This window comes from Stenotrophomonas sepilia (assembly GCF_003244875.1).
In the GTDB taxonomy this organism is placed as follows: Bacteria; Pseudomonadota; Gammaproteobacteria; order Xanthomonadales; family Xanthomonadaceae; genus Stenotrophomonas; species Stenotrophomonas sepilia.
On sequence record NZ_LXXZ01000088.1, the window covers coordinates 26,537 to 48,358 of the forward strand.

A 21,822-nucleotide genomic window follows, 5' to 3' on the forward strand; every position below is an offset into this window, starting at 1 on the left:
TCAGGCCTGTGTCGTTTGATAGGCGCCAGCGAAGGGCTTGCTCAGGGCCCCGCAGCATGAGCTCCCTTGGGGATGGCCTCTTGGGGAGTAGGACCGGTTCGGGTACTGCGGCTGGCAGTTCGAATTGTGTCCGGGTTCACAGAACATCGCTATCGGGAATTCCCTGACAGTTGATTGGAGTTTTCTCACATCCCGTGTAGGGGTTGTCTTACCCGATAGCGGACATTGGCCCTATACAGCCGTCATCGGTCACAATCCTCGGTCATGAGCAGCGTACATATCCTTGCAATTGCCGGCACCTTCATGGGCGGCGTGGCCGCCCTGGCGCGGGAACTTGGGCATTCCGTCAGCGGCAGCGACCAGGCCATCTATCCGCCGATGTCGACCCAGCTCGAACAGCTGGGCATCACCCTGGACCAGGGCTACCGCGCCGACAGCGTGCCGGCCGGCACCGACGAGGTAGTGATCGGCAACGCGCTGTCGCGCGGCAATGCCGCCGTGGAAGCCGTGCTCGATGCCGGCCAGCGCTATATCTCCGGCGCGCAGTGGCTGTCCGAGCAGGTGCTGCCGGGCCGCGACACGCTGGCCGTGGCCGGTACCCACGGCAAGACCACCACCACCACCATCCTCACCTGGCTGCTGGAAAGTGCAGGCCGCTCGCCGGGCTTCCTGATCGGTGGTGTCGCCGAGGATTTCGGTGTCTCCGCCCGCGTGGGCCGGGGCCGCGAGTTCGTGGTCGAGGCCGATGAGTACGACACGGCCTTCTTCGACAAGCGCAGCAAGTTCGTGCACTACCGGCCGCTGGTGGCCATCCTCAACAACCTTGAATACGACCACGCCGACATCTTCCCGGACGTGGCCGCGATCCAGCGCCAGTTCCACCATCTGGTGCGTACCGTACCCGCACGTGGCCGGCTGATCGTCAACGGCGAGGATCAGTACCTGGCCGAAGTGCTGGCGATGGGCTGCTGGACCCCGGTCGAGCGCTTCGGCTTCGATCCGGCGCTGGAATGGCATGCCGAGCTGCTGGCTGCCGACGGCAGCGCGTTCCGCGTGCATCATCGTGGGCAGGCGCTGGGTGATGTGCAGTGGTCGCTGCTGGGCCGCCACAACGTGCTCAATGGACTGGCTGCGCTGGCCGCCGCGCATGCAGTGGGCGTGGCACCTGCCCAGGTTATTCCAGCGCTGGCGCGCTTCCGCAGCGTCAAGCGCCGCATGGAAGTGATCGGCAGCCATGACGGCATCACCGTCTACGACGATTTCGCCCACCATCCGACTGCGATCGCCACCACGCTGGAGGGCCTGCGTTCCAAGGTGGGTGATGCGCGCATCGTGGTCGCGATGGAGCCGCGCAGCAACTCGATGCGGCTGGGCGCACATGCGCAGGCGCTGGCTCCCTCGCTGGCGCTGGCCGATGAAGTGGTGTTCCTGCATCGCCCGGAACTGGCCTGGGATGCTGCGGCGGTGATCGCCGCGGTGCGTGGCCAAGCCCACGCGGTGCCCGATACCGACGCATTGCTGGCGCAGCTGCAGGCCAGCGCGCGCAGCGGTGACCACGTGGTATTCATGTCCAACGGTGGCTTCGACGGCGCGCCGCGCCGCTTCCTCGCCGCGCTGCACGCCCGATGAGCGGCGACGGCTCGCTGCCGCTGTTCCCGCTGCACACCGCGCTGGTACCGGGTGCAGCGGTGGGCCTGCGCGTGTTCGAGCGGCGCTATCTGGACCTTGTCCGCGACAGCGGCCGCAGTGGTGAGGGATTTGGCGTCTGCCTGATCCTCGAGGGCGAGGAGGTCGGCGCACCGGCGACACCGGCCGCCTTTGGCGTGCAGGTACGCATCGAAGACTTCGATGTCGGCGCCGACGGCGTGCTGCAGCTGCGCCTGCGCGGCACCCGTCGCTTCCATGTCGAGCGCACCCGCGTGCGCGACAACGGCCTGGTGGTGGCTGATGTGCGCTGGTGCGAGGAAGACCCCGATGACGAACTGCGGCCGCAGCATGCACTGCTGGCCACGGTGCTGGGGCACATCATCGAGCAGGCCGGCGAGGCCTATGCGCCGGCCAATCCGGCGCTGCTGGACCAGGCCAGCTGGGTCGGCTGGCGGCTGGCCGAGCTGCTGCCGCTGAGCGAGCAGCAGCGGTTGCAGCTGCTGCAGCTGGATGACCCGCACCAGCGTCTGCAGCAGCTGCTGGGCTGGATGCCGTAGACGCCATCCTCGGGTGGGTGTGCACCTTGGGGCACACGCTGGGGTATCCGTGGAATCCGCATCCACGCATGGCGTGGATCTACTGTAGAGCCGAGCCTATGCTCGGCTTGTTGGATCGCGCACCGGTACCGGTCAGGGCGTTGTAGTCTTCAGCCGCAGCACCGGCAACCCGGTTTCGCTGTGCACGTCCTCGCGCTGCGGCAGCTCCTGCACGGCGTCCTTCACGGCATTCAATGCCGGGTCGACGCCACGCAGCGGGTGCCACATGCCGATCCACTCGAAATGGCGTTCGTAGCGCAGGGTCTGTGCACTGCCCAGCCACAGCGGCGTGTTGCCCGGCTGCAACTGCGCAGGGGCCGGCCACAGGCGCAGTACGTAGCGCTCATCACGGTGTGTACCCGGGCGTACCATCAACAGCGCTTCCACGCGGGTTTCCAGCGTCGCCGGCAGCACCGGCAGTTCATCGGCGCCGGTGTTCTTGTCCAGCATCAGCAGCGCCTGCTGCCAGCCGGCCTGCTCCTGCCGCTTCCAGCCGCGCGCTTCCAGTTGCGCCTGCAGCGGTGCCAGCGGACCGGCCACCTGCACGTCCAACGGCCAGCGCTGGTCGTCATCGAACTCGTTGCGGCGCGCCGGCAGTGTCGCCCAGTCGTGCTGCCACCAGGCCTGCGTGTCCATTGCCTGCGGGGCCGGCAAGGTCGGCTCGAAGCGTTCCAGCTTCACCGGGATGTTGCGCGGTGCGTACCACATCGCGGCGACGGCGAACACGCCGTAGAACAGCCATGCCACCGGCTTCACCCAGAACGAGCGGTTGAAGCGGCGGCGGTAGGCGATGCCCAGCACCAGCAGCCAGAACGTGCCGAACAGCATGCCGCCGATCACATCGCTCAGCCAATGCGCGCCCAGGTACAGGCGCGAGAAGCCGATCAGGCTGACCACGATGCCCGATACCAGGTACGGCCAGACGCGGGTACGGCCGGGCATCTCGCGGGCGATCAGCACCGCGAAGAAGCCGAAGGTGATGGTGGCCATCGTCACCGACACCGACGGGAAGCCGAAGCCACTGCTGGCATCGACCGGGCGCACCACATCCACGGTGGCGCCCAGCAGCATGGTCAGTGCCAGGCCGAAGGCGAGGGCGGCCAGCCAGTGCGCGGCCGCCATCCAGCGCCGGCGCCAGACCAGGTAGCCCATCGCCGCCGCAGTGGCCGGCAGCAGTACCTGCCAGGCGCCCAGTGAGGCCAGCGCGGCCATCGGGTAGTCGGCCAACGGATTGCGCAGCGCCAGCATGGCCTGGTGCACCAGCAGGTCGATCGCCAGCGGCTCGCCATGCGCAACCACCACGGTCAGCAGCGCGAACCAGCCCCAGCCCAGCACCAGCAGCATCAGCGCCAGCATCGCCAGCGGCACCGACTCGCGCCGCTTCGGGTCCAGCACACCGACGGTGTAGCGGCCCAGCGTCGGATGGCGGTTGGACCAGTCAAGCAGGCGTGCCAGCCAGTTGTCCATGCGCGCGGCCGACCAGCGGTAGCCGTACAGCACGATGGCCCAGACCAGGCCGAGGATCACCGCCAGCAGGCCGACCACCACCACCAGCCGACCGGCTACTGCGGCCACCGCGTCATAGGCCTCGCCAAGAATCCAGCCCGGGGCCAGGAACAGTACCGCCCATGAAATGCTGGCGATACCACTGGCCTGTACATAGCGGCTGGCGGGCATCTTCATCATGCCCGCGATGGCGGGCACGAACGGCCGGATCGCGCCGACGTAGCGTGCCACCAGAATGCTCTTGAACGCGTTGCGGCGGAACAGGTTCTCGCCGCGGTCGAGCAGTTGCGGGTAACGGCTGAACGGCCACACGCCACGCAGGCGGTCGCCCCAGCGGCGCCCGATCCAGTAACTGATGCCATCGCCGGCGAATGCGCCCAGTGCGGCCGCCGCCACCGCGTATGGTCCGGAGATCTGGCCCAGGCCGATGAACACGCCCACCGCAAACAGCAGCGGCAGCGCCGGCACGATGGCGCCCAGAATGATCACCGCATCGCAGAAGGCGATGAGGAAGATAACGGCACCCGCCAGCACGGGGTGAGCGGCAATCCACGCAAGCGTGGCGTCGATCCATGAAGAGTCCATTGCCCGATTATAGGGGCGTGAAGGTGACTGGTTCCCAGCCGCTTGGTGACCGTTTGCAACCGGCGCCATCGCCTAGAATGGGCCCATGCCGCATACGCCAGACACGCCACCACATGCTTTGAAGGCCGACAGCTTCGGTCGCATCCTCCGTGTGGAAGGGCCTGCCGGCCCCTTCGTACGCCGTGACCTGGGCGCCACGCCGCTGTGGTTGCGCCTGCCGGCCTGGTGGCTGGCCCGCCGCGAAGCGCGCGCGCTGCGCCATATCCATGGCATGGCCGACGTGCCGCAGCTGCTGGCGTGGAATGGACATCATCTCGACCGCAGTTTCATGGCCGGCGACGCCATGTACCAGCGCCCACCGCGTGGCGACCTGGCCTGGTTCCGCGCCGCGCGTCGGCTGCTGCAGCAGCTGCATCGGCGCGGCGTGGCCCACAACGACCTGGCCAAGGAAGCCAACTGGCTGGTGACCGAAGACGGCCGCCCGGCATTGATCGACTTCCAGCTGGCAGTGATCGGCAACCCGCGCTCGCGCTGGATGCGCCTGCTGGCCCGCGAGGACCTGCGCCACCTGCTCAAGCACAAGCGCATGTACTGCCGTGAGTCGCTCACCCCAGTGGAAAAGCGCGTGCTCAAGCGCACCTCGTGGGTGCGCGAACTGTGGTTCGCCACGGGCAAGCCGGTCTACCGCTTCGTTACCCGTCGCATCCTGCATTGGGAAGACAACGAGGGGCAGGGGCCCAAGCCGTGAGTCCACTGCAGGTAGTGACCGGCCCACCGAGTGCGGGAAGCGTCCTTCGCCCACAGCTGGCCGGTGCCGACTTCGTGCACGCCTGCCAGGCAACAACCCATCGTGATGGGCGCTCGGCCTTGCGGGCCTATCGCGATATGGCCGCGACCATTCCCGGCTGGTTCGATGGGCTGATGGCGCTGCGCAATCGCGGCATGCGCCTGCTCGGCATGAAGCACCTGGGCTCGTTGCGCGCGGTGCAGGATGTTGCGGATCCTCAACCCGGGCAGCGGTTGGGCATCTTCACCCTGCAGTCGCTCAGCGACGATGCCATCGTGCTGGAAGACGACGACCGCCACCTGCGTGTGCAGCTGGCCCTGCAGTGGCAGGGCGACGTGCTGGAGGTGGTGACGGTGGTGCATACGCACAACGCGTTCGGCCGCGTGTACATGCTGCCGGTTGCGCCGGTGCATCAGCTGATCGTGCCGCATCTGCTGAGGAAGCAGGTGCAGGTGTACCGGTAGATCCACGCGATGCGTGGATGCGCAGGGGAGAACCGTATTGTAGAGCCGAGCATGGCTCGGCTCTACAGAGGCTTGTGATCTTACGGCGTTGCCGGCACTACCTGCTGGCCGATGAAGTTGCGCTTGGCGTCGAAGTCGTAGGCGATCTGCAGCTGGCCCACATCCGGGCAGGCGTGGCAGTCGCGCAGCGGCGTGCGGTACAGCAGGCGGATGCCGCCGTTCTCCAGCGGCGTGGCCCCGGCCGACTGCGCCGGTGCGAACGGCGTGGCCTGCGGGTGGTCCTTCAGCAGGGCCTGCACGGCGGGGTCGGCACGCAGGGTGTCGTCCAGCTGCACGGCATCCACATCGATGCGCTTGCCGGTGGCGTCGACCAGGCGGGTACCCTCGTTGGTGTTGGCGCGGAACGGATACTCGACCGTGGCAATGCCCAGGCCTTCGTTCTCATGCCAGGCCGTCACGTAGGCCAGCTCGCCGCCGGTGGACAGCTGTTCGGCGGCGATGATCGCATCGGCGCTGGCGCCACCAGCGCGCATCGCATCGCGCAGGCACTCACGCGTGGCCGCATTCTCGCCCTGGCGGCAGGCGTTGAGGTCGCCATCCCACACCACTGCCTCGCTCCAGCGCAGCTTGCCGTCCGCGGCGGCTTTTTCTGCGCTGGGCGTGTCACCGGCCGACGGTTCCTTGCCGGGTTCCGGCGAACGGCCCTGGCAGGCGGTCAGCAGGGCAAGCCCCAGGGCAGGCAGCAACAGGCGGGAACGGCGCATGGCGTGGACCTCGTGCGTTGACTGGAGGCGCCAGTATCGTCAAGGCCGGGTGAACTCCACGTCGGCGCGGCATACTAGCGGCTCATTGCATACGCTGGAGTGTGGAACGTGGGCAGTCTGCAGGGCAAAACGCTTTTCATCACGGGTGCCTCGCGTGGCATCGGCCTGGCCATCGCACTGCGCGCTGCGCGTGACGGGGCCAACGTGGCCATTGCGGCCAAGTCGGCGGTGCCGAATCCGAAGCTGCCGGGCACCATCCACAGCGCGGCCGAGGCCGTTACCGCCGCCGGTGGCCAAGGGCTGGCGCTGAAGTGCGATATCCGCGAGGAAGAGCAGGTGCAGGCCGCGGTTGCGGCCACGGTCGACACCTTTGGGGGCATCGACATCCTGATCAACAACGCCAGCGCGATCTGGCTGCGTGGCACGCTGGATACGCCGATGAAACGCTTCGACCTGATGCAGCAGGTCAATTCGCGCGGCAGTTTCCTGTGCGCGCAGGCCTGCCTGCCGTACCTGCTGCAGGCGCCGAATCCGCACATCCTGACCCTGGCGCCGCCGCCGAGCCTGGAACCAAAGTGGTGGGGCGCGCATACCGGCTACACGCTGGCGAAGATGGGCATGAGCTTCGTCACGCTCGGCCTGGCCGCGGAATTCGGCCCGCAGGGGGTGGCGGTGAACGCGCTATGGCCGCGCACGGTGATCGCCACCGATGCAATCAACATGATTCCGGGCGTGGATGCAGCGGGCTGCCGTACGCCGCAGATCATGGCCGACGCCGCGCATGCGGTGCTGGTGCGTGAAGCGGCAGGCTTCCACGGCCAGTTCCTGATCGACGATGAAGTGCTGGCACAGGCCGGCGTCAGCGATCTGTCCGGCTATGCCGTGGACCCGTCGCGGTCGTTGTTGCCGGATCTGTTCCTGGACTGAGTGCTTCGTTGCGCAGGGCCGAGGGCTGCGGCCCTCGGCCTGCTGCGCTAGAATGCAGGGCTGTAATCGTTTTCAACAGGGATGTGAACACATGTCACGTACGCTTTCCGTCGCGGCGCTGGCCGCTTCGCTGTCGCTTGTCCTGGCCGCCTGCGGTGGCAAGGGCCCTGCAACCGCTGGCGACGCCGGCACCTCGGGCAAGCCGGAGGCCAACACGGTGCCGTCCGACGCACAGCAGCAGTTGACGGCGAAGCTCAACGCCTACATCGGCTGCTTCAACGCGCTTGATTCGAAGACGCACGACAGTCTCCAGTCCTATACGCGCTGGATCAAGGACGTCGAGACCGGCCCGACCGGGCGCGAGACACAGGTGTACGGCCCGTTCGAGATCAGCGATTACGACATGAAGCAGTGCGATGGCCCGGTGACCGAGGCGATGGCTGCCAAGCCGGCGCTGGCCGAACTCGATGCTGCTGCCAGCCATTATCAGCAGGCGCTGAAGGCGCTGGTGCCGATCAGCAAGGAGGCGCACGACTACTACGATCGCCAGGACTACGAAGACGACCAGTTTGCCAAGGGCAAGCAACTGCACGCGCCCTTGATGGCCGCATTCAAGGACTTCGTGGCTGCCAGCGAAACGTTCAACGCCGAGCTGGAGCGCCAGAATGACGCTGCCCAGCGCGAGCAGCTCAAGGTATTGGAACAGGCCGAGGGGCGAACGCGCGAGTACTACCGTCTGGCGATGATGCTGGAAGCCAAAGCGATCGTGGAGCTGATGAGCGACGACGACTTTGATCCGGCCCAAGCCCGTGAACGACTCGACGCCTTCAACCGTATTTCCGACGAGGCGCATGCCAAGGTGGCCGATCAGGAGCCGGGCAAGCTGGACTGGAACAGCTTCGAGCGCGAAGCCGAGAACTTCCGTCGGGAAGGCAAGGAGCGGCTGCAGCGGGTCAGCAGCAAGACGCCCTACAGCGATTTCGAACGGCGCATGCTGGATTCGCCCTCCATGGCGCCACGCGGCTCGGCCAGCAAGCTGATGCAGGAATACAACTCGCTGGTTTTCCAGAGCAACCGCCAGTAAGCGGGAAGCTCAACGCTTCATTTTTGTCGCGATTGAGCAGGTTGATTGCGGCATGACACGCCCTGCAGCCCCGAATGCCAGCACCTTGCCGAGGTGCTGGAGCGCGCGCTCGCGCCATGCATGACGATGCCTGCAGTTTTCACTTGTGCAAGGAACTGATTTGAATGCATCCACACGCCTGATTCCTGTTCTCCTGCTCTGCGCGCTGGCCGGCTGCAACAACCCGGCCGGGCTGGCTGTCGCCGATCCCGGGTTGGAAAAGGTGAACGCCTATATCGAGTGCTACAACGGCGTCGAACAGCCCATCCACGAGGGTTTCCAGACCTACACCGGTTGGATGAAGGATCCCGAAGCCGGTCCAACCGGCAAGGAAGCGCAGCCGCGCTCACCTGGCAAGGTGTTGTCGCACCGGGTCGAGTACTGCGGCCAGCCGTTGAGCGAGGCGCTGGCAAAGGCCCCGGCGACGTCGCTGGATGCGGCCGCGCGGCAGTACCAGCAGGCGTTCCTGGCGCTGAACACCCTGATCGAGCGCGCCGATGGCTATTTCACCCGCGAGGACTATCGTCGCGACGGTGGTGAAGGGATGCGCAGCCAGCATGCCCCGCTGATGCAGGCCTATGCTGATTTCTTCAAGGCCAGCGAGGCGATGGATGCGGCACTGGAAAAGAACGAGAACGATCGCCGCGCCGTCCAGCTGAAGCAGATCGAGGAAAGCGAAGGCCGCTCGCTGGCGTACTACCATCTGCGCCTTGTCGGCGATGGCAAGCAGCTGGCAATGACGTTCCAGGGCGAGGCACCGGACGTTGCGGTGTTGCGCGGCCAGCTGGCCGACTTTCAGGCGCTGGTGACGGAAATCCAGAACGGTGGTGTCGGCAAGGACGACCCGATGTGGGGCCATGTGCAGCGCTCGGCCGACAAGCTGGTGCGTACAGCCGGGCGCGGAGTCGAGCGCCTGGAACAGGGCAAGCCGATCACCGCCGATGCGCTGGCTGCCGAGCGCAAGGCGTCGGGCAGCTGGCTCACCACCGACCCTGAAGGCGCACAGTCGACGATTCTGGATGCCTACAACGACCTGGTAACCACCAGCAACCGCATGCGTTGAGGGCGATCCACGCGGGGCGTGGATCTGCTCACGGTAGCGCCGGGCCATGCCCGGCGCGCACCCTGTTGGTCCGGTAGTGCCGGCCGCGGGCCGGCATGTGCCTCAATGGCTGAACGCATCCGGCAGCTGGCCACCACACTTGCGGCAGTGGCGCGCATCCGGTTCATGCCCCTCCAGCCCGCAATGCGGGCAGCCGCGGGCATCGCGGCGCGCGGCCAGTTCGGCTTCGCGCATGGTGCTGGCCAGTTCGGCGGTGTAGATGCCGGTGGGCACGGCGATGATGCTGTAGCCGATCAGGATCAGCACCGAGGTGACGAAGCGGCCAAGCACGGTCTGCGGCACGATGTCGCCGAAGCCGACCGTGGCCATGGTCACCACCGCCCAGTACATGCTGGCCGGGATATTCGTGAAGCCGTGTTCGGGGCCCTCGATCACGTACATCAGCGCGCCGGCGATGATGGTGATGGTGATCACCGTGAACAGGAACACCAGCACCTTGCGCCGGCTGCGCCACAGCGACGTCATCAGGACGCCGCTTTCCTCGATGTAGCGGGTCAGCTTGAGGATGCGGAACACGCGCAGGATGCGCAGCGCACGCACCACCAGCAGGCTCTGCGCGCCCGGGATGAACATCGACAGGTAGGCGGGCAGGATCGACAGCAGGTCGATGATGCCCCAGATGCTCACCGCGTAGCGCAGCGGGCGCTTGACCACCGCCAGGCGCAGCAGGTACTCGGCGGTGAAGATGATGGTGAAGCCCCATTCCAGGATGTACAGGCCGGTGGACCACTCGGCATGCAGGTGCTGCACGCTGTCGATCATCACCACCAGGATGCTGGCGACGATCGCCACCACCAGGATCAGGTCGAAGTTGCGCGAGGGCCGCGAGTCATGGCGGTAGATGATGTCGAACCACCGACGGCGCCAGCCGGTCTCGGTGGCGGGGTTGAGCTGGGGGGCGGAAAACGGTCGCATGGGCGCATTGTGCAGCAGGGGCTCCGGCGCGAGAATGGGCGTTCCTGAACCCTGCCGACTGCCATGACCACCGCGACCGATCCGCTGATCTCCCTTTCGCACTATTACCTGCCGGTCTACAAGCCCCGCCAGGTGGTACTGGAGCGAGGGCAGGGCGCCCGCGTGTGGGATAGCCAGGGGCGTGAGTTCATCGACCTGGCTGCGGGTATCGCCGTGTGCGGCCTGGGCCACAACGATCCGGACCTGGTGGCCGCGCTGGTCGAGCAGGCCGGCAAGCTCTGGCACACCAGCAATGTGTTCTACAGCGCACCGCCGCTGCATCTGGCCGAGGAGCTGGTGAAGGCCAGCCGCTTCGCCGAGCGCGTGTTCCTGTGCAATTCCGGCGCCGAAGCCAACGAAGTGGCGATCAAGATGGTCCGCAAGTGGGCCTCCAGCCAGGGCCGTCCCGCCGACAAGCGGGTGATCATCACTTTCCGTGGCAGCTTCCACGGCCGCACGATGGGCGCGGTGACCGCTACCGCCCAGCCGAAGTACCAGGAAGGCTACGAGCCGCTGCCTGGCGGCTTCCGCTACATCGATTTCAACGATGAGGTGCAGCTGGAAACCGCGATGGCCGCCGGCGACGTGGCGGCGGTGATGCTGGAGCCCATCCAGGGCGAGGGCGGCGTGATGCCGGCCAAGTCCGGTTTCCTCAAGCGCGTGCGTGAACTGTGCGACCAGCACAACGCACTGCTGGTGCTGGACGAGATCCAGGCCGGCATGGGCCGTACCGGCACGCTGTTCGCGCACTGGCAGGATGATGTGGTGCCGGACATGGTCACCCTGGCCAAGGCACTCGGTGGCGGCTTCCCGATCGGCGCGATGCTGGCCGGCCCGAAGGTGGCCGAGACCATGCAGTTCGGCGCGCACGGCACCACCTTCGGCGGCAACCCGCTGGCTGCTGCGGTGGCCCGCGTGGCGCTGCGCAAGCTGGCCTCGGCAGAGATCGCCGCCAATGTCAGCCGCCAGTCGAAGGCACTGCGCGATGGCTTTGCCCGCATCAACGACGAGTTCGGTGTGTTCAGCCAAGTGCGCGGCCGCGGCCTGATGCTGGGCGCGGTGCTGGGCAAGGACTTCGCCGGCCAGGCCGGGGCGATCCTCGACCATGCCGCCGAGCACGGCCTGCTGACCCTGCAGGCCGGCCCGGACGTGCTGCGCTTCGTGCCGTCGTTGAACATCACCGACGAAGAAGTGGCCGAAGGCCTCAAGCGCCTGCGCGCAGCGATTGCGGCGTTCATCGCCGCGCGCTGAAGCCGGCAGAGGCATCTGTAGAGCCGAGCCTACGCTCGGCTCCACAGTGGTTCACGCAATCTGGTAACGCTTCAACACCTTGCCCAAGCCACGGCCATCGCGCACGGTTTCCGCGTGCAGGCCGGCGGCGCGTGCACCGCGCACATTGGCGAACAGGTCATCGACGAACAGCGTGCGCGAAGGCGCCACGCCGAGGGCCTCAAGCGTGCGCAGGAAGACCTCCGGTGCGGGTTTGCGCAGGCCGAAATCGGCGCTGCAGAACACGCGTCCCTGCAGCGCAGGGAACAGTTCCGGCAGCAGGGTGGGCAGCGCCTGCACCATCAGCGCGCCATTGTTGGTCAGTACCGCCAGCGGCAGCTGCAGAACCTGCAGCCGCTGCAGCACCGCGTGCTGCGGATGGCTGGCCGCTTGGCGTGCGGCGATCCAGCTGGGTACATCGATGGTCCTGCCCAGGCACTCCCCCAGCTGCGCCAGATAGGCCGGGCCATCCAGCGTGCCGTTGTCATGCGCCGCTTCCAGTCCGCTGTCATACAGCGCGGCCTGTACGGCCTGCGTCGGAACCTGCAGTGCCTGGGCCAGATGCAGCACGCGCTGCGCGCGCTGGTACTGCACCAGCACGCCATCCACATCCAGTAGCAACAGGTCGATCCGCATCGGTCGAGCATGCCATTGCAGTGAGTGCGCGGGAAACCCTGGAGTAGGCATGCGACAGACGGTCGCAGACGCGGCCGCAGGGGCCTGCCTAGAATGGTGCTTGAATCCGCAGGAGAGGCAACGATGAAGGCTTGGTGGGTGGCAGTGGGACTGGGCGCGCTGATGCTGGCGCCGTCGGCGATGGCGCGGGTGTGTGCGGTGAGCATCGACAGCACCGACCAGATGAGCTTCAGCACTCGCGAGATCAAGCTTGCCGCCGACTGCACTGCCGTGGACCTGACCCTGCGCCATACCGGCAAGCTCGCCGCTACCGCGATGGGCCACAACTGGGTGCTGACCCGCACGGCCGATTACCAGCCGGTGGCGATGGCGGGCATGCGCATGACCCTGGCCGACAGCTACCTGCCGAAGGCCGACAAGCGCGTGCTGGCGCACACCAAGGTGATCGGCGGTGGCGAGATCACGCGCGTGCGTTTCTCTACCCAGGGTCTGCAGAAGGGCGGTGACTACACCTTCTTCTGCTCGTTCCCCGGCCACTTCGCGATGATGAAGGGCAAGTTCGTCTTCGGTTGAAAAAAGGGGACGGAGGGGATTAAGTCGTTTATGCACAAACGACTTAATCCCCTCCGTCCCCTTTTTTTGCGATCAGCCCTTGGCGGCCTTGAATGCCACGCGTGCAGCGGCGAGGGTGGCCTCGATCACGGCATCATCGTGCGCGCTGGACAGGAAACCGGCCTCGTACGCCGACGGCGCCAGGAACACGCCCTGCTCCAGCATCGCGTGGAAGAAGCGGTTGAACGCTGGGATGTCACAGGCGGTGGCCTGCGCATAGGTCTCCACCTTCTCACTGGTGAAGAACAGCCCGAACATCGCACCCACGCGGTTGGTGGTCACAGCCACGCCGGCTTCGGCGGCGGCCGCTTCCAGGCCGGCGCACAGGCGTGCAGTGCGCTCGGCCAGGTCGGCGTGGAAGCCCGGCTGCTGGATCAGTTCCAGCATCGCCAGGCCAGCGGCCATCGCCACCGGGTTGCCGCTCAGCGTGCCGGCCTGGTAGATCGGGCCGGCCGGGGCGATCTGCTGCATCAGCTCGCGGCGCCCGCCGTAGGCGCCCACCGGCATGCCGCCGCCGATGATCTTGCCGAAGGTGGTCAGGTCCGGGGTGATGCCGTAGTGCGCCTGCGCACCGCCGAGGGCAACGCGGAAGCCGGTCATCACTTCGTCGAAGATCAGCAGCGCGCCGTGGTTCGTGCACAGTTCGCGCAGGTGCTGCAGGTAGCCCTCGCGCGGCGGGATGCAGTTGGCGTTGCCGACCACCGGTTCGATGATCAGGCCGGCGATGTCATCGCCCTGCTGCTCGAACAGCGCAGTGGCCGCTTCGAAGTCGTTGTAGGGCAGGGTCAGGGTCAGTTCGCTCAGCCCGGCCGGGACGCCCGGCGAGGTCGGCACGCCCAGGGTCAGCATGCCGCTGCCGGCCTTGACCAGGAACGAGTCGCCGTGGCCGTGGTAGCAGCCTTCGAACTTGACGATGCGGTTGCGGCCGGTGGCGCCACGCGCCAGGCGGATCGCCGACAGGGTGGCCTCGGTGCCGGAGTTGACCATGCGCACCATCTCGCACGACGGCACCAGGCGGGTGATGGTCTCGGCCATGGTGACTTCAGCCGCGCATGGCGCGCCGAACGACAGGCCGTTGTCGATCGCCTTCTTCACCGCCTGGCGTACCGCCGGGTGGTTGTGGCCGACGATCATCGGGCCCCAGGAGCCGACGTAGTCGATGTAGCGGTTGCCGTCGACGTCGTACAGGTAGGCGCCGTCGGCGCGCTCGACGAAGAACGGTTCGCCGCCGACCGACTTGAACGCGCGCACCGGCGAATTGACGCCGCCCGGCAACAGCTGCTGGGCGCGGGAGAACAGGGCGTGGGACTGGTCGTGGTTCATGGGGGAATATCCTGGGCGTTACGCGAACTGGGCGAGGAAGGCGCGCTGGGTCGCGACCGGGTCTTCGGCGGCGAACACGCTGCTGACCACGGCGACCAGATCGGCGCCGGCGTCGATGATGGGACCGACATTGTCCGGCGTCAGGCCACCAATCGCCACCCGCGGCACGCCCAGTGCGGCGCTTTGCCGCAGCAGGTCGGTATGGGCGCGGCTGGTGGTGATCTTGGTGGTGGTCGGGAAAAACGCGCCGAAGGCCACGTAGCTGGCGCCGGCGGCGACGGCCCTCTCGGCATTGGCCAGCTGGTCATAGCAGGAGGCGCCGATGATGGCCTCGGGGCCGAGCAGGGCGCGCGCGCTGGGGATGTCGCCGTCGGTACCGCCCAGGTGCACGCCCGCCGCGCCCACGGCCTTGGCCAGCGCCGGGTCGTCGTTGACGATCAGCGGCACGCCGTGGTCTGCGCACAGTGCCTGCAGCGCGGTGGCCTGTTCCCGCCGCAGCGCGTCGCTTGCGGTCTTGTTGCGGTACTGCAGCCAAGTGGCGCCCGTGGCCAGCAGCGGCGCGGTGCGGGCCAGCAGGCGTGCGGTATCGGGCTCGTCCGGGGTGATCAGGTAGACGCCGCGGGGCGCCGGGGAAGCAGAAGTCATCGATGGCTACCGGTGAGTGGACCGCGATGGGACAATGGCGGCCCGTGAATCCAGTCCTGATTATCCGATGAGCGATGCCACCCCCACCACCTTGCGCACCTGGATGTGCGTGGTCTGCGGCTTCCTGTACAGCGAAGCGGAAGGCTTGCCGGAGGAAGGCATCGCGCCAGGGACGCGCTGGGAGGACATTCCCGAGACCTGGACCTGCCCGGATTGCGGGGTGACCAAGGCTGATTTCGAGATGGTCGAGGTCGATTGATGAGGGTAGGTGTGGACTGCCGGTCCACACACCGACTCCCTCAATGCAGCCGCGGCATCGGCCCGCCGAGGTCGATCAGCTTCTCGCGCAGCCACTGCGCATCGCTGGCTTCCGGGTTGCGCTTCAGGTACTGGCCCAGATCGTGCCGGGCACCGGCCAGGTACTCCAGCTGCAGGTAGGCCAGGCCGCGGTCGCGCAGCGCATCGTCCTGCTCCGGGGCCAGCTTCAGCAGGCGGTCGGCACTGCGCGCGGCGCGGTCCCACTCGCCGGCTTCGGCATACACGCCGTACAGGTTGCGCAGCATGCGCATCAGGATCGCGCGCGCGGGCGCCGGGTCGAGGATCTGCGCCAGCACCTGGTCGTCGGGCATCTGCCCGCCCAGGTGTGACTTGGCCCGCTCGCGCAGTTCGTCCACGTCCAGCGGTCGGCCACCGTTGAACGGGTCCATCACCAGCACGCCGTCGTCCACCGGCAGGCGCACCAGGAAGTGGCCGGGGAAGGACACGCCATCGAGCGGAATACCCAGCCGGCGCGCGACTTCCATCTGGACCAGCGCCAGCGAGATCGGATTGCCCAGGCGGCGCTCGAATACCTGGTTGAGGTAGCTGTTGCGCGGGTCGTAGTACTCGTCGTGGTCGCCGCTGTAGCCCAGCTCGTCGAACAGGTGGCGGTTGATCGCCGCCATCTTCAGCGGGCTGTTGTCGATGCTCTCCACTTCCGAGCGGAGGTGCTCGACATGGCTCTGGATCAGCGCGTCGTAGGTGGACGGCTGCAGATCGGGGTATTCATCGCGCGCGATCAGCAGCGCGGTCGGCAACAGTGGCAGCGCCTCGTCTTCGAGGTCGGCCAGGGCATCCCAGTCGGGGAGTGTGATCCGGTCCTGCATGGCCACAGACTGGCGTCATTCGCAGGCGGTTTCAAGCGGTATCGCGTGAAAAATTCAGGGGTCAGATGCCTTTCGCGAGCGAATGGGATCTGACCCCTGCAGGGTTGCCGGCCAGCGGCCGGCACTACCGCGCGTGCCGGCCGCTGGCCGGCCGCATCGTTTACTTTTCGATGCCCGGACCGAATTTCAGCTCCGTGCCGTCCTTGAGCTGCAGCTTCTCGGCCTGGCCGGCGTTGAGTTCCAGTACATAACGCGCCGGACCGCCGCTGGGATAGGGCGGGCACATGTCGCCGGCCGAGCACGGCGGTACGTCGCGCTGCTGGCTGACCAGCCTGCGCTGGCTGTCGAAGTAAAGGATGTCCAGCGCGATCCTGGTGTTCTTCATCCAGTACGCCTGCATTTCCTCGCGGTCGTGGATGAACAGCATGCCGTGGTCGGCCGCCATCTGGTCGCGGAACATCAGCCCGCGCGCGCGGGTTTCATCGTTGGTGGCCAGCTCGACCTGGTAGCGGGCGCCGTCCAGCTCGACCCAATGGCGGGCCGCGTCGGTGGCGCAGCCGGCCAGGGCCAGCAGCGGAAGCATCAGCAGCGAACGCAACAGCGACATCGTCAGGCTCCTTCGGAAGGGTCAGAGCACGACCGGCGGCTCGCCGCCGACGATCACCACATCGGCGCGACGGCGCGCGAACAGGCCGACGCAGACCACGCCCGGCAACTGGTTGAGCTCGCGCTCCAGCTTTTCCGGATCGGTGATCTGCAAGTTGTGGATGTCCAGGATCTGGTTGCCGTTGTCGGTGACCACGCCCTCGCGCCAGGTCGGCTGGCCGCCGGTCATGTCGCGGATCTGGCGGGCGACCAGGCTGCGCGCCATCGGGATCACTTCCACCGGCAGCGGGAACCTGCCCAGCACCGGTACCTGCTTGCTCGGGTCGACGATGCAGATGAAGCGCTCGCTGGCCTCGGCAATGATCTTCTCGCGGGTCAGTGCGGCGCCGCCGCCCTTGATCAGGCACTTGTTCGGGTCGCACTCGTCGGCGCCATCGACGTACAGCGACAGGTTGCCACTGTGGTTCAGCTCGATCACCTCGATGCCGTGCTGCTTCAGGCGTGCGGTGCTCTGCTCGGAGCTGGACACGGCTCCCTTGATGCGGTGCTGGATGCGGGCCAGGGCATCGATGAAATAGGCCACGGTGGAACCGGTGCCGACACCGACGATCATGCCGTCTTCGACGTACTCGATGGCTTTCTCGGCGGCCAGGCGCTTGGCTTCGGACATGGGAAGAACTCTCAGGCGGGGAATCAGGATTTCTTTTCCAGCGACAGCAGCAGCTTCCACTGCGCGGCGGTCACCGGGAACACCGACAGGCGATTGCCCTTGGCAACCAGCGGGAAGCCCTCGCCGAGCTCGTCAGCGTGCAGCTTGATCTCGTCCAGCGCGATCACCTGCTTGAGCTTGCGGTCGAAGGCCACGTCCACCAGCATCCAGCGCGGGTTTTCGCGCGTGCTCTTGGGGTCGTGGTAGTCGGATTTCGGGTCGAACTGGGTGTCGTCCGGGTAGGCTGGGCTGGCGACGGTGGCCAGGCCGACGATGCCGGGCACCTTGGTGTTGGAGTGGTAGAACAGGATGCCGTCGCCCACCTGCATGCCATCGCGCATGAAATTGCGCGCCTGGTAGTTGCGCACCCCGTTCCAGGGTTCGACCTTGACCTTGGCCAGGTCATCGATGGAGAAGGCGTCCGGTTCGGACTTCATCAGCCAGTAGCGCTTGCGGGCGGTCATGCGTTCACGGGGGCAGCGGAGGGGAACAGGGTGCCGTCTTCGGTGCAGATCGCATCCACCGGCACGTCCCACGACGCCACCGGCAAGGACTCGACCTGCTGCACCGCGAACGCAGCACCGACCAGCCAGGGCGGCGCCGGCCGGTCGTGGCGGAAGGCGAAGCTGCGATCATACCAGCCGCCCCCCATGCCCAGCCGACGGCACTGTGCGTCGAAACCCACCAATGGAGTCACGACCAGCGCCATCCGTTCCGGTTCCAGGGTGTCTTCCACGGCCACGTCCGGCTCGGGGATGCCATAGCGGTTGCTGGTCAGCGGCTGCCCGGGCCGCCATGGTGCGAAGCGCAGCACGTCGCCGGCCAGCACCGGCAGGCAGTAGGTGAGTCCTTCGGGCAGCTGCAGCTGCCAGCGGTGCAGGGCGATTTCGCCATCCAGCGCCCAGTAGCCGGCCACGGCGCCTTCGCGCGGGGCGAACGGCAGGGCGAGCAGGGCATCGGCAAGCGATTCGGCGGCGGCGATGCGCTCACCAGCGTTAAGGTCACGACGGCGTTGCCGCAGGTCGTGGCGCAGGGCCTGGCGCGGGTCGGTCATGGCAGCGAGCGGCAAGGATCAGCCGTCATTGTGCCGGAAAGAACAAGGGCGACGCCCGAAGACGCCGCCCTTGCTGGAATATTGCATTCTCCGCAATGTCGATGCATGCGAAACGACCTTGAACCCGGGGGCTCAAGTGGGAACGCTGGAGAACCATCGGGCTTCCCGCTACAAGGCGGACCTGCACTCCCGGCGCTGTCGCGCTCCCGGTGTCGTTCTTAAGGGACAAGGCGAATGTTTGCACATGCCGTCGAGTACCGCAGAGAACGCGTGGCCATTATAGCCAGCACGCAGGATCTGGATAGGCCGTTCGTCGGCAACAGTCCGTGCCAATTCAGATATGAGAAGACGCGTTGTGCACGGTCTTCAGGCGCCGCCGTCGATCGCGCGGTCCAGGCGCCGGTTCAGGTCGGCCAGCGTCTGCTGCAGCGCCACGGCCTGGCGGGCGTTCTCGTCGCGCAGCAGCTGCAGTTCGTGGGCCAGGTTCAGCGCGGCCAGCACGGCGACGCGGTCGACGGCGGCCATGCGGTTGCTGCCGCGGATCTCGCGCATGCGCGCATCGAGCAGGCGTGCGGCGGCCATCAGGCTGTCGCGCTCATCGCCGCCGACGCCCACGGTGTATTCACGATCGAGGATGCGGACACTGACCGGTTCGGCGCTCATGTGTGCTGCTCCAGGGATTTGAGCCGGCTGATCATCGCTTCCACCCGCGAGCGTGCCTGCTCGTTCTTGGCCAACAGCGTCGAGCGCTCGGCCACCAGCTGTTCCTGCTGGTGGCGCAGGCTGCGGTTCTCCTCGGCCAGACGCTGGTTGCGTTCAAGCAACGCGTCCACGCGGGCGGCAAAGTCCTGCAGCTGGGCAAGGGGATCGGCGGGTTCCATGCGGGCACGATAGGCAAGCCGGGTGAGGGCGGTCAAGCGCTGTCGCAGCAAGGCCGGACGGCCACGAGAGGATGCCGCAGGGTTGCTACACTACGGGGTCTCACGGGCGCGCGCGTGCGCACCCCGGGTTTCCTTATTCCGAACGAGCCGCACGATGACCGAACTTCCCTCCGTCGACGACGTTACCCGCGCCAGCCAGGCGCTGGGCCTGGGCGCTACCGCTGCCGAGCTGCACGGCGCGCTGTGCGGCTGGCTGGCCGCCGGCGGCGCCCCCGGCAACGATTGGCCGGCGCGCGTGCTGGCCGACGACACCCTGCCGCCGGTGGCCGCCGACAGCGTGCTGGGGCAGCTGCTGCAGGCCACCATCAAGCAGCTGGAAGACCGTGACTTCGCCTTCGAACTGCTGCTCGCCGACAGCGACGACGTGTCCGCGCAGGCCGATGCCATGTTCAGCTGGACCCGCTCGTTCCTGGGCGGCTTCGGCCTGGGCAGTGGCGGCCGCCGCCCGGCCCTGTCCGAAGAGGGCGAAGAAGCGCTGACCGACATGGCCAGCCTGGCGCGTGCGTCCAGTGAGGATTTCGAGGCCGGCGGCGATGACGACGACGAAGCCCTGTCGGAGATCGAGGAGTTCATCCGCGTGGCGGTGCTGCTGCTGCACGGCGACGTGGTGCTGGCCGCGCGCCATCGGCAGCGCCTGAACTGATGGATATCAAGCAGCGTACCGGCATCGCGGCCGGCGAATACAAGCGTCGCCGCCGCCAGCTGATGGACATGGCTGGCGAGGACGCGATCCTGGTGCTGCCGGCCGCAGCCGAGAAGGTGCGCAGCCTCGATACCCATTATCCGTTCCGCCAGGATTCGGATTTCCAGTACCTGACCGGCTTCCCGGAACCGGAAGCGGTGCTGGTGCTGATTCCGGGCCGCCGCCACGGCGAGGCCATCCTGTTCTGCCGCGAGCGCGATGCCGAGCGCGAGGCATGGGACGGCAGCCGCGCCGGCCAGGAAGGCGCGGTAGCGCAGTACGGCATGGACGATGCCTACCCGATCGATGATCTGGACGACATCCTGCCGGGCCTGTTGGAAGGGCGCTCGCGCGTCTACTACCACTTCGGCCGCGACGCCGACTTCGATCTGAAGCTGATCGGCTGGGTCAACCGCGTGCGTTCGCAGGTACGCCACGGTGCGCAGCCGCCCCATGAGTTCCTGGAGCTGGGCCACCTGCTGCACGAGCAGCGCCTGTTCAAATCCGGCGCCGAAGTGGCACTGATGCACCACGCCGCACAGATCAGCGTGCGTGCGCATCTGGCGGCGATGAAGGCCGCCAGGGCCGGCATCCACGAGTATGAACTGCAGGCCGAGCTGGAACGCGTGTTCCGCGCCAGCGATGCGGTGCCTGCGTATTGCAGCATCGTCGGTGCCGGCCGCAACGGCTGCATCCTGCATTACCGCGACAACAACGCGCGGTCGCGCGATGGCGAGTTGGTGCTGATCGATGCCGGTGCCGAGTACCGCGGCTACGCCAGCGACATCACCCGCACCTTCCCGGTGAACGGCCGCTTCAGTGCCGAGCAGCGCGCGCTGCACGACCTGGTCGGTGAAGCGCAGGCGGCGGCGCTGGCCCAGGCCAAGCCGGGCGTGCCCTACGAGGCCGGCCATCTGGCCGCAGTGCAGACCTTGACCGAGGGCCTGCTGCGCCTGGGCCTGCTGAAGGGCACGCTGGAAAAGAATCTGTCCGAAGGCCTGTACCAGCGCTTCTACCGGCACAAGACCGGCCACTGGATCGGATTGGACGTGCACGATGTGGGCGATTACCGCCTCGCCGGTGATTCACGTCTGCTGGAGCCTGGCATGGCGTTCACCATCGAGCCGGGGCTGTACATCGGCGTGGACGACACGACGGTGGAACCGCGTTGGCGCGGTATCGGCATCCGCACTGAAGACGATGTGCTGATCACCGATGATGGCCATCGCGTGCTGACCGAAGGCCTGGCGCGCAGCGCCGATGAGATCGAAGCGGTGATGGCGGGGTAGGGTGTTTTTCTGCAGGGCTTGCGGCCCTGCACCCGCAGAGGCAACAGCTGGAGCAACAGCAACAGCAACAACGGGTTATCCGTGGGATGGCGGGGCACTGTGGGTTTGCGGGGACGCCGCAAGTACATCCCTGTAGGCTTGGTCGCCGCATCCATGCGGCTCACACCCCGCAAACCCACAGTGCCCCACCTTCGACAGGTTCGCGCGGCTGTTGGTGGGTGCCGATCGTTGGTCGGCACATCTGTCAGATATCGAATGAATCATCCACGCATGGCGTGGATCTACTGGTAGGTGTCGACCTTGGTCGACACAGAGCGAGCGCAGCAAGCGACCCGCTTTTGCTTTTCTTTCTTTCTTCCGTGGTTGGACGCACACGGAAACTGTCAGAGGTGGGGCGGGGTGGGGGGGCGGGGGGGGACGCGGCATGGATGCGGC

25 protein-coding genes and 1 other RNA gene are annotated in these 21,822 nt (G+C 67.0%); 12 read left to right on the forward strand and 14 right to left on the reverse strand.

Going from position 1 to position 21,822, the window contains the following annotated elements; translation table 11 throughout:
- The first annotated feature begins 264 nt into the window (after positions 1–264).
- Positions 265–1,629 (forward strand): UDP-N-acetylmuramate:L-alanyl-gamma-D-glutamyl-meso-diaminopimelate ligase, encoded by a 1,365-nt coding sequence (mpl, locus tag A7X97_RS18325; RefSeq protein ID WP_072168431.1) that lies wholly within the window; start codon positions 265–267, stop codon positions 1,627–1,629.
- Positions 1,626–2,204 carry an LON peptidase substrate-binding domain-containing protein gene (locus A7X97_RS18330; RefSeq protein WP_072168432.1) on the forward strand — a complete coding sequence of 193 codons (579 nt, stop codon included), beginning with the start codon at positions 1,626–1,628 and terminating at the stop codon, positions 2,202–2,204. Before mpl ends, A7X97_RS18330 begins: the two co-directional genes overlap by 4 nt.
- A gap of 132 nt (positions 2,205–2,336) precedes the next feature.
- Here the strand turns inward: A7X97_RS18330 and A7X97_RS18335 are convergent, their stop codons facing one another.
- Positions 2,337–4,334: a bifunctional DedA family/phosphatase PAP2 family protein gene (locus tag A7X97_RS18335; protein ID WP_111008266.1), complete on the reverse strand. Its 1,998-nt coding sequence runs from the start codon at positions 4,332–4,334 to the stop codon at positions 2,337–2,339.
- Positions 4,335–4,419: 85 nt separating this feature from the next.
- Between A7X97_RS18335 and A7X97_RS18340 the strand changes: the two genes are divergently transcribed.
- Positions 4,420–5,082, forward strand: coding sequence for a serine/threonine-protein kinase (locus A7X97_RS18340; protein ID WP_049413709.1), 663 nt, complete (start codon positions 4,420–4,422; stop codon positions 5,080–5,082).
- The gene (locus A7X97_RS18345; RefSeq protein ID WP_088497620.1) at positions 5,079–5,585 is read left to right on the forward strand and encodes a DUF2867 domain-containing protein; all 507 of its coding nucleotides are present in this window, start codon (positions 5,079–5,081) and stop codon (positions 5,583–5,585) included. Before A7X97_RS18340 ends, A7X97_RS18345 begins: the two co-directional genes overlap by 4 nt.
- 80 nt (positions 5,586–5,665) lie before the next feature.
- Here A7X97_RS18345 and A7X97_RS18350 read toward each other — a convergent pair whose 3' ends face one another.
- Positions 5,666–6,349: a hypothetical protein gene (locus A7X97_RS18350; RefSeq protein WP_088497619.1), complete on the reverse strand. Its 684-nt coding sequence runs from the start codon at positions 6,347–6,349 to the stop codon at positions 5,666–5,668.
- Between the two features lie 108 nt (positions 6,350–6,457).
- On the opposite strand from A7X97_RS18350, the gene A7X97_RS18355 reads away from it, so the two are divergent.
- From A7X97_RS18355 to A7X97_RS18365, 3 genes are all read left to right on the forward strand, one after another.
- Positions 6,458–7,276 (forward strand): SDR family oxidoreductase, encoded by an 819-nt coding sequence (locus tag A7X97_RS18355; RefSeq protein ID WP_088497633.1) that lies wholly within the window; start codon positions 6,458–6,460, stop codon positions 7,274–7,276.
- Positions 7,277–7,367: 91 nt separating this feature from the next.
- Positions 7,368–8,360, forward strand: coding sequence for a YiiG family protein (locus tag A7X97_RS18360; protein WP_111008267.1), 993 nt, complete (start codon positions 7,368–7,370; stop codon positions 8,358–8,360).
- Positions 8,361–8,520: 160 nt separating this feature from the next.
- The gene (locus A7X97_RS18365) at positions 8,521–9,462 is read left to right on the forward strand and encodes a YiiG family protein (RefSeq protein WP_111008268.1); all 942 of its coding nucleotides are present in this window, start codon (positions 8,521–8,523) and stop codon (positions 9,460–9,462) included.
- Positions 9,463–9,564: 102 nt separating this feature from the next.
- On the opposite strand, the gene A7X97_RS18370 is transcribed toward A7X97_RS18365, so the two are convergent.
- Complete coding sequence (locus A7X97_RS18370; RefSeq protein WP_069139259.1) at positions 9,565–10,437, reverse strand: ion transporter; 873 nt, start codon at positions 10,435–10,437, stop codon at positions 9,565–9,567.
- Positions 10,438–10,500: 63 nt separating this feature from the next.
- On the opposite strand from A7X97_RS18370, the gene A7X97_RS18375 reads away from it, so the two are divergent.
- Entirely contained in the window at positions 10,501–11,727 is a 1,227-nt protein-coding gene (locus tag A7X97_RS18375) for an acetylornithine transaminase (RefSeq protein WP_072168439.1), read from the forward strand.
- A gap of 51 nt (positions 11,728–11,778) precedes the next feature.
- On the opposite strand, the gene A7X97_RS18380 is transcribed toward A7X97_RS18375, so the two are convergent.
- Positions 11,779–12,381 (reverse strand): HAD-IA family hydrolase, encoded by a 603-nt coding sequence (locus tag A7X97_RS18380; protein WP_072168440.1) that lies wholly within the window; start codon positions 12,379–12,381, stop codon positions 11,779–11,781.
- A gap of 123 nt (positions 12,382–12,504) precedes the next feature.
- Here A7X97_RS18380 and azu point away from each other — a divergent pair, with 123 nt between their 5' ends.
- A complete protein-coding gene (gene azu / locus A7X97_RS18385) occupies positions 12,505–12,954 on the forward strand; it encodes an azurin (protein WP_088497615.1) in 450 nt (149 codons plus the stop codon).
- A 72-nt stretch (positions 12,955–13,026) separates the two neighbouring features.
- Here azu and hemL read toward each other — a convergent pair whose 3' ends face one another.
- Together hemL and thiE are read right to left on the reverse strand one after the other, a co-directional pair.
- The gene (hemL, locus tag A7X97_RS18390) at positions 13,027–14,316 is read right to left on the reverse strand and encodes a glutamate-1-semialdehyde 2,1-aminomutase (RefSeq protein WP_088497614.1); all 1,290 of its coding nucleotides are present in this window, start codon (positions 14,314–14,316) and stop codon (positions 13,027–13,029) included.
- An 18-nt stretch (positions 14,317–14,334) separates the two neighbouring features.
- Complete coding sequence (gene thiE / locus A7X97_RS18395; protein WP_072168443.1) at positions 14,335–14,961, reverse strand: thiamine phosphate synthase; 627 nt, start codon at positions 14,959–14,961, stop codon at positions 14,335–14,337.
- 34 nt (positions 14,962–14,995) lie between these two features.
- On the opposite strand from thiE, the gene A7X97_RS18400 reads away from it, so the two are divergent.
- Entirely contained in the window at positions 14,996–15,220 is a 225-nt protein-coding gene (locus tag A7X97_RS18400; RefSeq protein ID WP_014038358.1) for a rubredoxin, read from the forward strand.
- Positions 15,221–15,260: 40 nt separating this feature from the next.
- On the opposite strand, the gene A7X97_RS18405 is transcribed toward A7X97_RS18400, so the two are convergent.
- The 8 genes from A7X97_RS18405 to A7X97_RS18440 all read right to left on the reverse strand — a co-directional run bounded on the left by A7X97_RS18405 (position 15,261) and on the right by A7X97_RS18440 (position 19,356).
- Positions 15,261–16,106 carry a SirB1 family protein gene (locus A7X97_RS18405; RefSeq protein WP_111008269.1) on the reverse strand — a complete coding sequence of 282 codons (846 nt, stop codon included), beginning with the start codon at positions 16,104–16,106 and terminating at the stop codon, positions 15,261–15,263.
- A gap of 160 nt (positions 16,107–16,266) precedes the next feature.
- The gene (locus A7X97_RS18410) at positions 16,267–16,713 is read right to left on the reverse strand and encodes a DUF192 domain-containing protein (RefSeq protein ID WP_014648292.1); all 447 of its coding nucleotides are present in this window, start codon (positions 16,711–16,713) and stop codon (positions 16,267–16,269) included.
- Positions 16,714–16,734: 21 nt separating this feature from the next.
- The gene (gene rpiA / locus A7X97_RS18415) at positions 16,735–17,382 is read right to left on the reverse strand and encodes a ribose-5-phosphate isomerase RpiA (RefSeq protein ID WP_014648291.1); all 648 of its coding nucleotides are present in this window, start codon (positions 17,380–17,382) and stop codon (positions 16,735–16,737) included.
- Positions 17,383–17,405: 23 nt separating this feature from the next.
- Positions 17,406–17,885 carry an EVE domain-containing protein gene (locus tag A7X97_RS18420; RefSeq protein ID WP_005419001.1) on the reverse strand — a complete coding sequence of 160 codons (480 nt, stop codon included), beginning with the start codon at positions 17,883–17,885 and terminating at the stop codon, positions 17,406–17,408.
- Positions 17,882–18,475 (reverse strand): 5-formyltetrahydrofolate cyclo-ligase, encoded by a 594-nt coding sequence (locus A7X97_RS18425; RefSeq protein WP_032954483.1) that lies wholly within the window; start codon positions 18,473–18,475, stop codon positions 17,882–17,884. The genes A7X97_RS18420 and A7X97_RS18425 overlap by 4 nt, the downstream gene beginning before the upstream one ends.
- 83 nt (positions 18,476–18,558) lie before the next feature.
- Positions 18,559–18,744: non-coding RNA, 6S RNA (gene ssrS, locus A7X97_RS18430), on the reverse strand.
- A 97-nt stretch (positions 18,745–18,841) separates the two neighbouring features.
- Positions 18,842–19,138: a cell division protein ZapA gene (locus A7X97_RS18435; RefSeq protein ID WP_006467013.1), complete on the reverse strand. Its 297-nt coding sequence runs from the start codon at positions 19,136–19,138 to the stop codon at positions 18,842–18,844.
- Positions 19,135–19,356, reverse strand: coding sequence for a TIGR02449 family protein (locus A7X97_RS18440; RefSeq protein ID WP_005418996.1), 222 nt, complete (start codon positions 19,354–19,356; stop codon positions 19,135–19,137). The genes A7X97_RS18435 and A7X97_RS18440 overlap by 4 nt, the downstream gene beginning before the upstream one ends.
- 154 nt (positions 19,357–19,510) lie before the next feature.
- On the opposite strand from A7X97_RS18440, the gene A7X97_RS18445 reads away from it, so the two are divergent.
- Positions 19,511–20,059, forward strand: a complete 549-nt coding sequence (locus A7X97_RS18445; RefSeq protein WP_005418994.1) for a UPF0149 family protein — start codon at positions 19,511–19,513, stop codon at positions 20,057–20,059.
- A 5-nt stretch (positions 20,060–20,064) separates the two neighbouring features.
- Positions 20,065–21,387 (forward strand): aminopeptidase P N-terminal domain-containing protein, encoded by a 1,323-nt coding sequence (locus A7X97_RS18450; RefSeq protein WP_088123875.1) that lies wholly within the window; start codon positions 20,065–20,067, stop codon positions 21,385–21,387.
- The last annotated feature ends 435 nt before the right edge of the window (positions 21,388–21,822 follow it).

Coding starts and splice junctions, on each gene's coding strand:
- mpl (WP_072168431.1), top strand. CDS start 265: ATGAGCAGCGTACATATCCTTGCAATTGCCGGCACCTTCATGGGCGGC.
- A7X97_RS18330 (WP_072168432.1), top strand. CDS start 1,626: ATGAGCGGCGACGGCTCGCTGCCGCTGTTCCCGCTGCACACCGCGCTG.
- A7X97_RS18335 (WP_111008266.1), bottom strand. CDS start 4,334: ATGGACTCTTCATGGATCGACGCCACGCTTGCGTGGATTGCCGCTCAC.
- A7X97_RS18340 (WP_049413709.1), top strand. CDS start 4,420: ATGCCGCATACGCCAGACACGCCACCACATGCTTTGAAGGCCGACAGC.
- A7X97_RS18350 (WP_088497619.1), bottom strand. CDS start 6,349: ATGCGCCGTTCCCGCCTGTTGCTGCCTGCCCTGGGGCTTGCCCTGCTG.
- A7X97_RS18360 (WP_111008267.1), top strand. CDS start 7,368: ATGTCACGTACGCTTTCCGTCGCGGCGCTGGCCGCTTCGCTGTCGCTT.
- A7X97_RS18370 (WP_069139259.1), bottom strand. CDS start 10,437: ATGCGACCGTTTTCCGCCCCCCAGCTCAACCCCGCCACCGAGACCGGC.
- A7X97_RS18375 (WP_072168439.1), top strand. CDS start 10,501: ATGACCACCGCGACCGATCCGCTGATCTCCCTTTCGCACTATTACCTG.
- A7X97_RS18380 (WP_072168440.1), bottom strand. CDS start 12,381: ATGCGGATCGACCTGTTGCTACTGGATGTGGATGGCGTGCTGGTGCAG.
- azu (WP_088497615.1), top strand. CDS start 12,505: ATGAAGGCTTGGTGGGTGGCAGTGGGACTGGGCGCGCTGATGCTGGCG.
- hemL (WP_088497614.1), bottom strand. CDS start 14,316: ATGAACCACGACCAGTCCCACGCCCTGTTCTCCCGCGCCCAGCAGCTG.
- thiE (WP_072168443.1), bottom strand. CDS start 14,961: ATGACTTCTGCTTCCCCGGCGCCCCGCGGCGTCTACCTGATCACCCCG.
- A7X97_RS18400 (WP_014038358.1), top strand. CDS start 14,996: ATGGCGGCCCGTGAATCCAGTCCTGATTATCCGATGAGCGATGCCACC.
- A7X97_RS18405 (WP_111008269.1), bottom strand. CDS start 16,106: ATGCAGGACCGGATCACACTCCCCGACTGGGATGCCCTGGCCGACCTC.
- A7X97_RS18410 (WP_014648292.1), bottom strand. CDS start 16,713: ATGTCGCTGTTGCGTTCGCTGCTGATGCTTCCGCTGCTGGCCCTGGCC.
- rpiA (WP_014648291.1), bottom strand. CDS start 17,382: ATGTCCGAAGCCAAGCGCCTGGCCGCCGAGAAAGCCATCGAGTACGTC.
- A7X97_RS18420 (WP_005419001.1), bottom strand. CDS start 17,885: ATGACCGCCCGCAAGCGCTACTGGCTGATGAAGTCCGAACCGGACGCC.
- A7X97_RS18425 (WP_032954483.1), bottom strand. CDS start 18,475: ATGACCGACCCGCGCCAGGCCCTGCGCCACGACCTGCGGCAACGCCGT.
- A7X97_RS18435 (WP_006467013.1), bottom strand. CDS start 19,138: ATGAGCGCCGAACCGGTCAGTGTCCGCATCCTCGATCGTGAATACACC.
- A7X97_RS18440 (WP_005418996.1), bottom strand. CDS start 19,356: ATGGAACCCGCCGATCCCCTTGCCCAGCTGCAGGACTTTGCCGCCCGC.
- A7X97_RS18445 (WP_005418994.1), top strand. CDS start 19,511: ATGACCGAACTTCCCTCCGTCGACGACGTTACCCGCGCCAGCCAGGCG.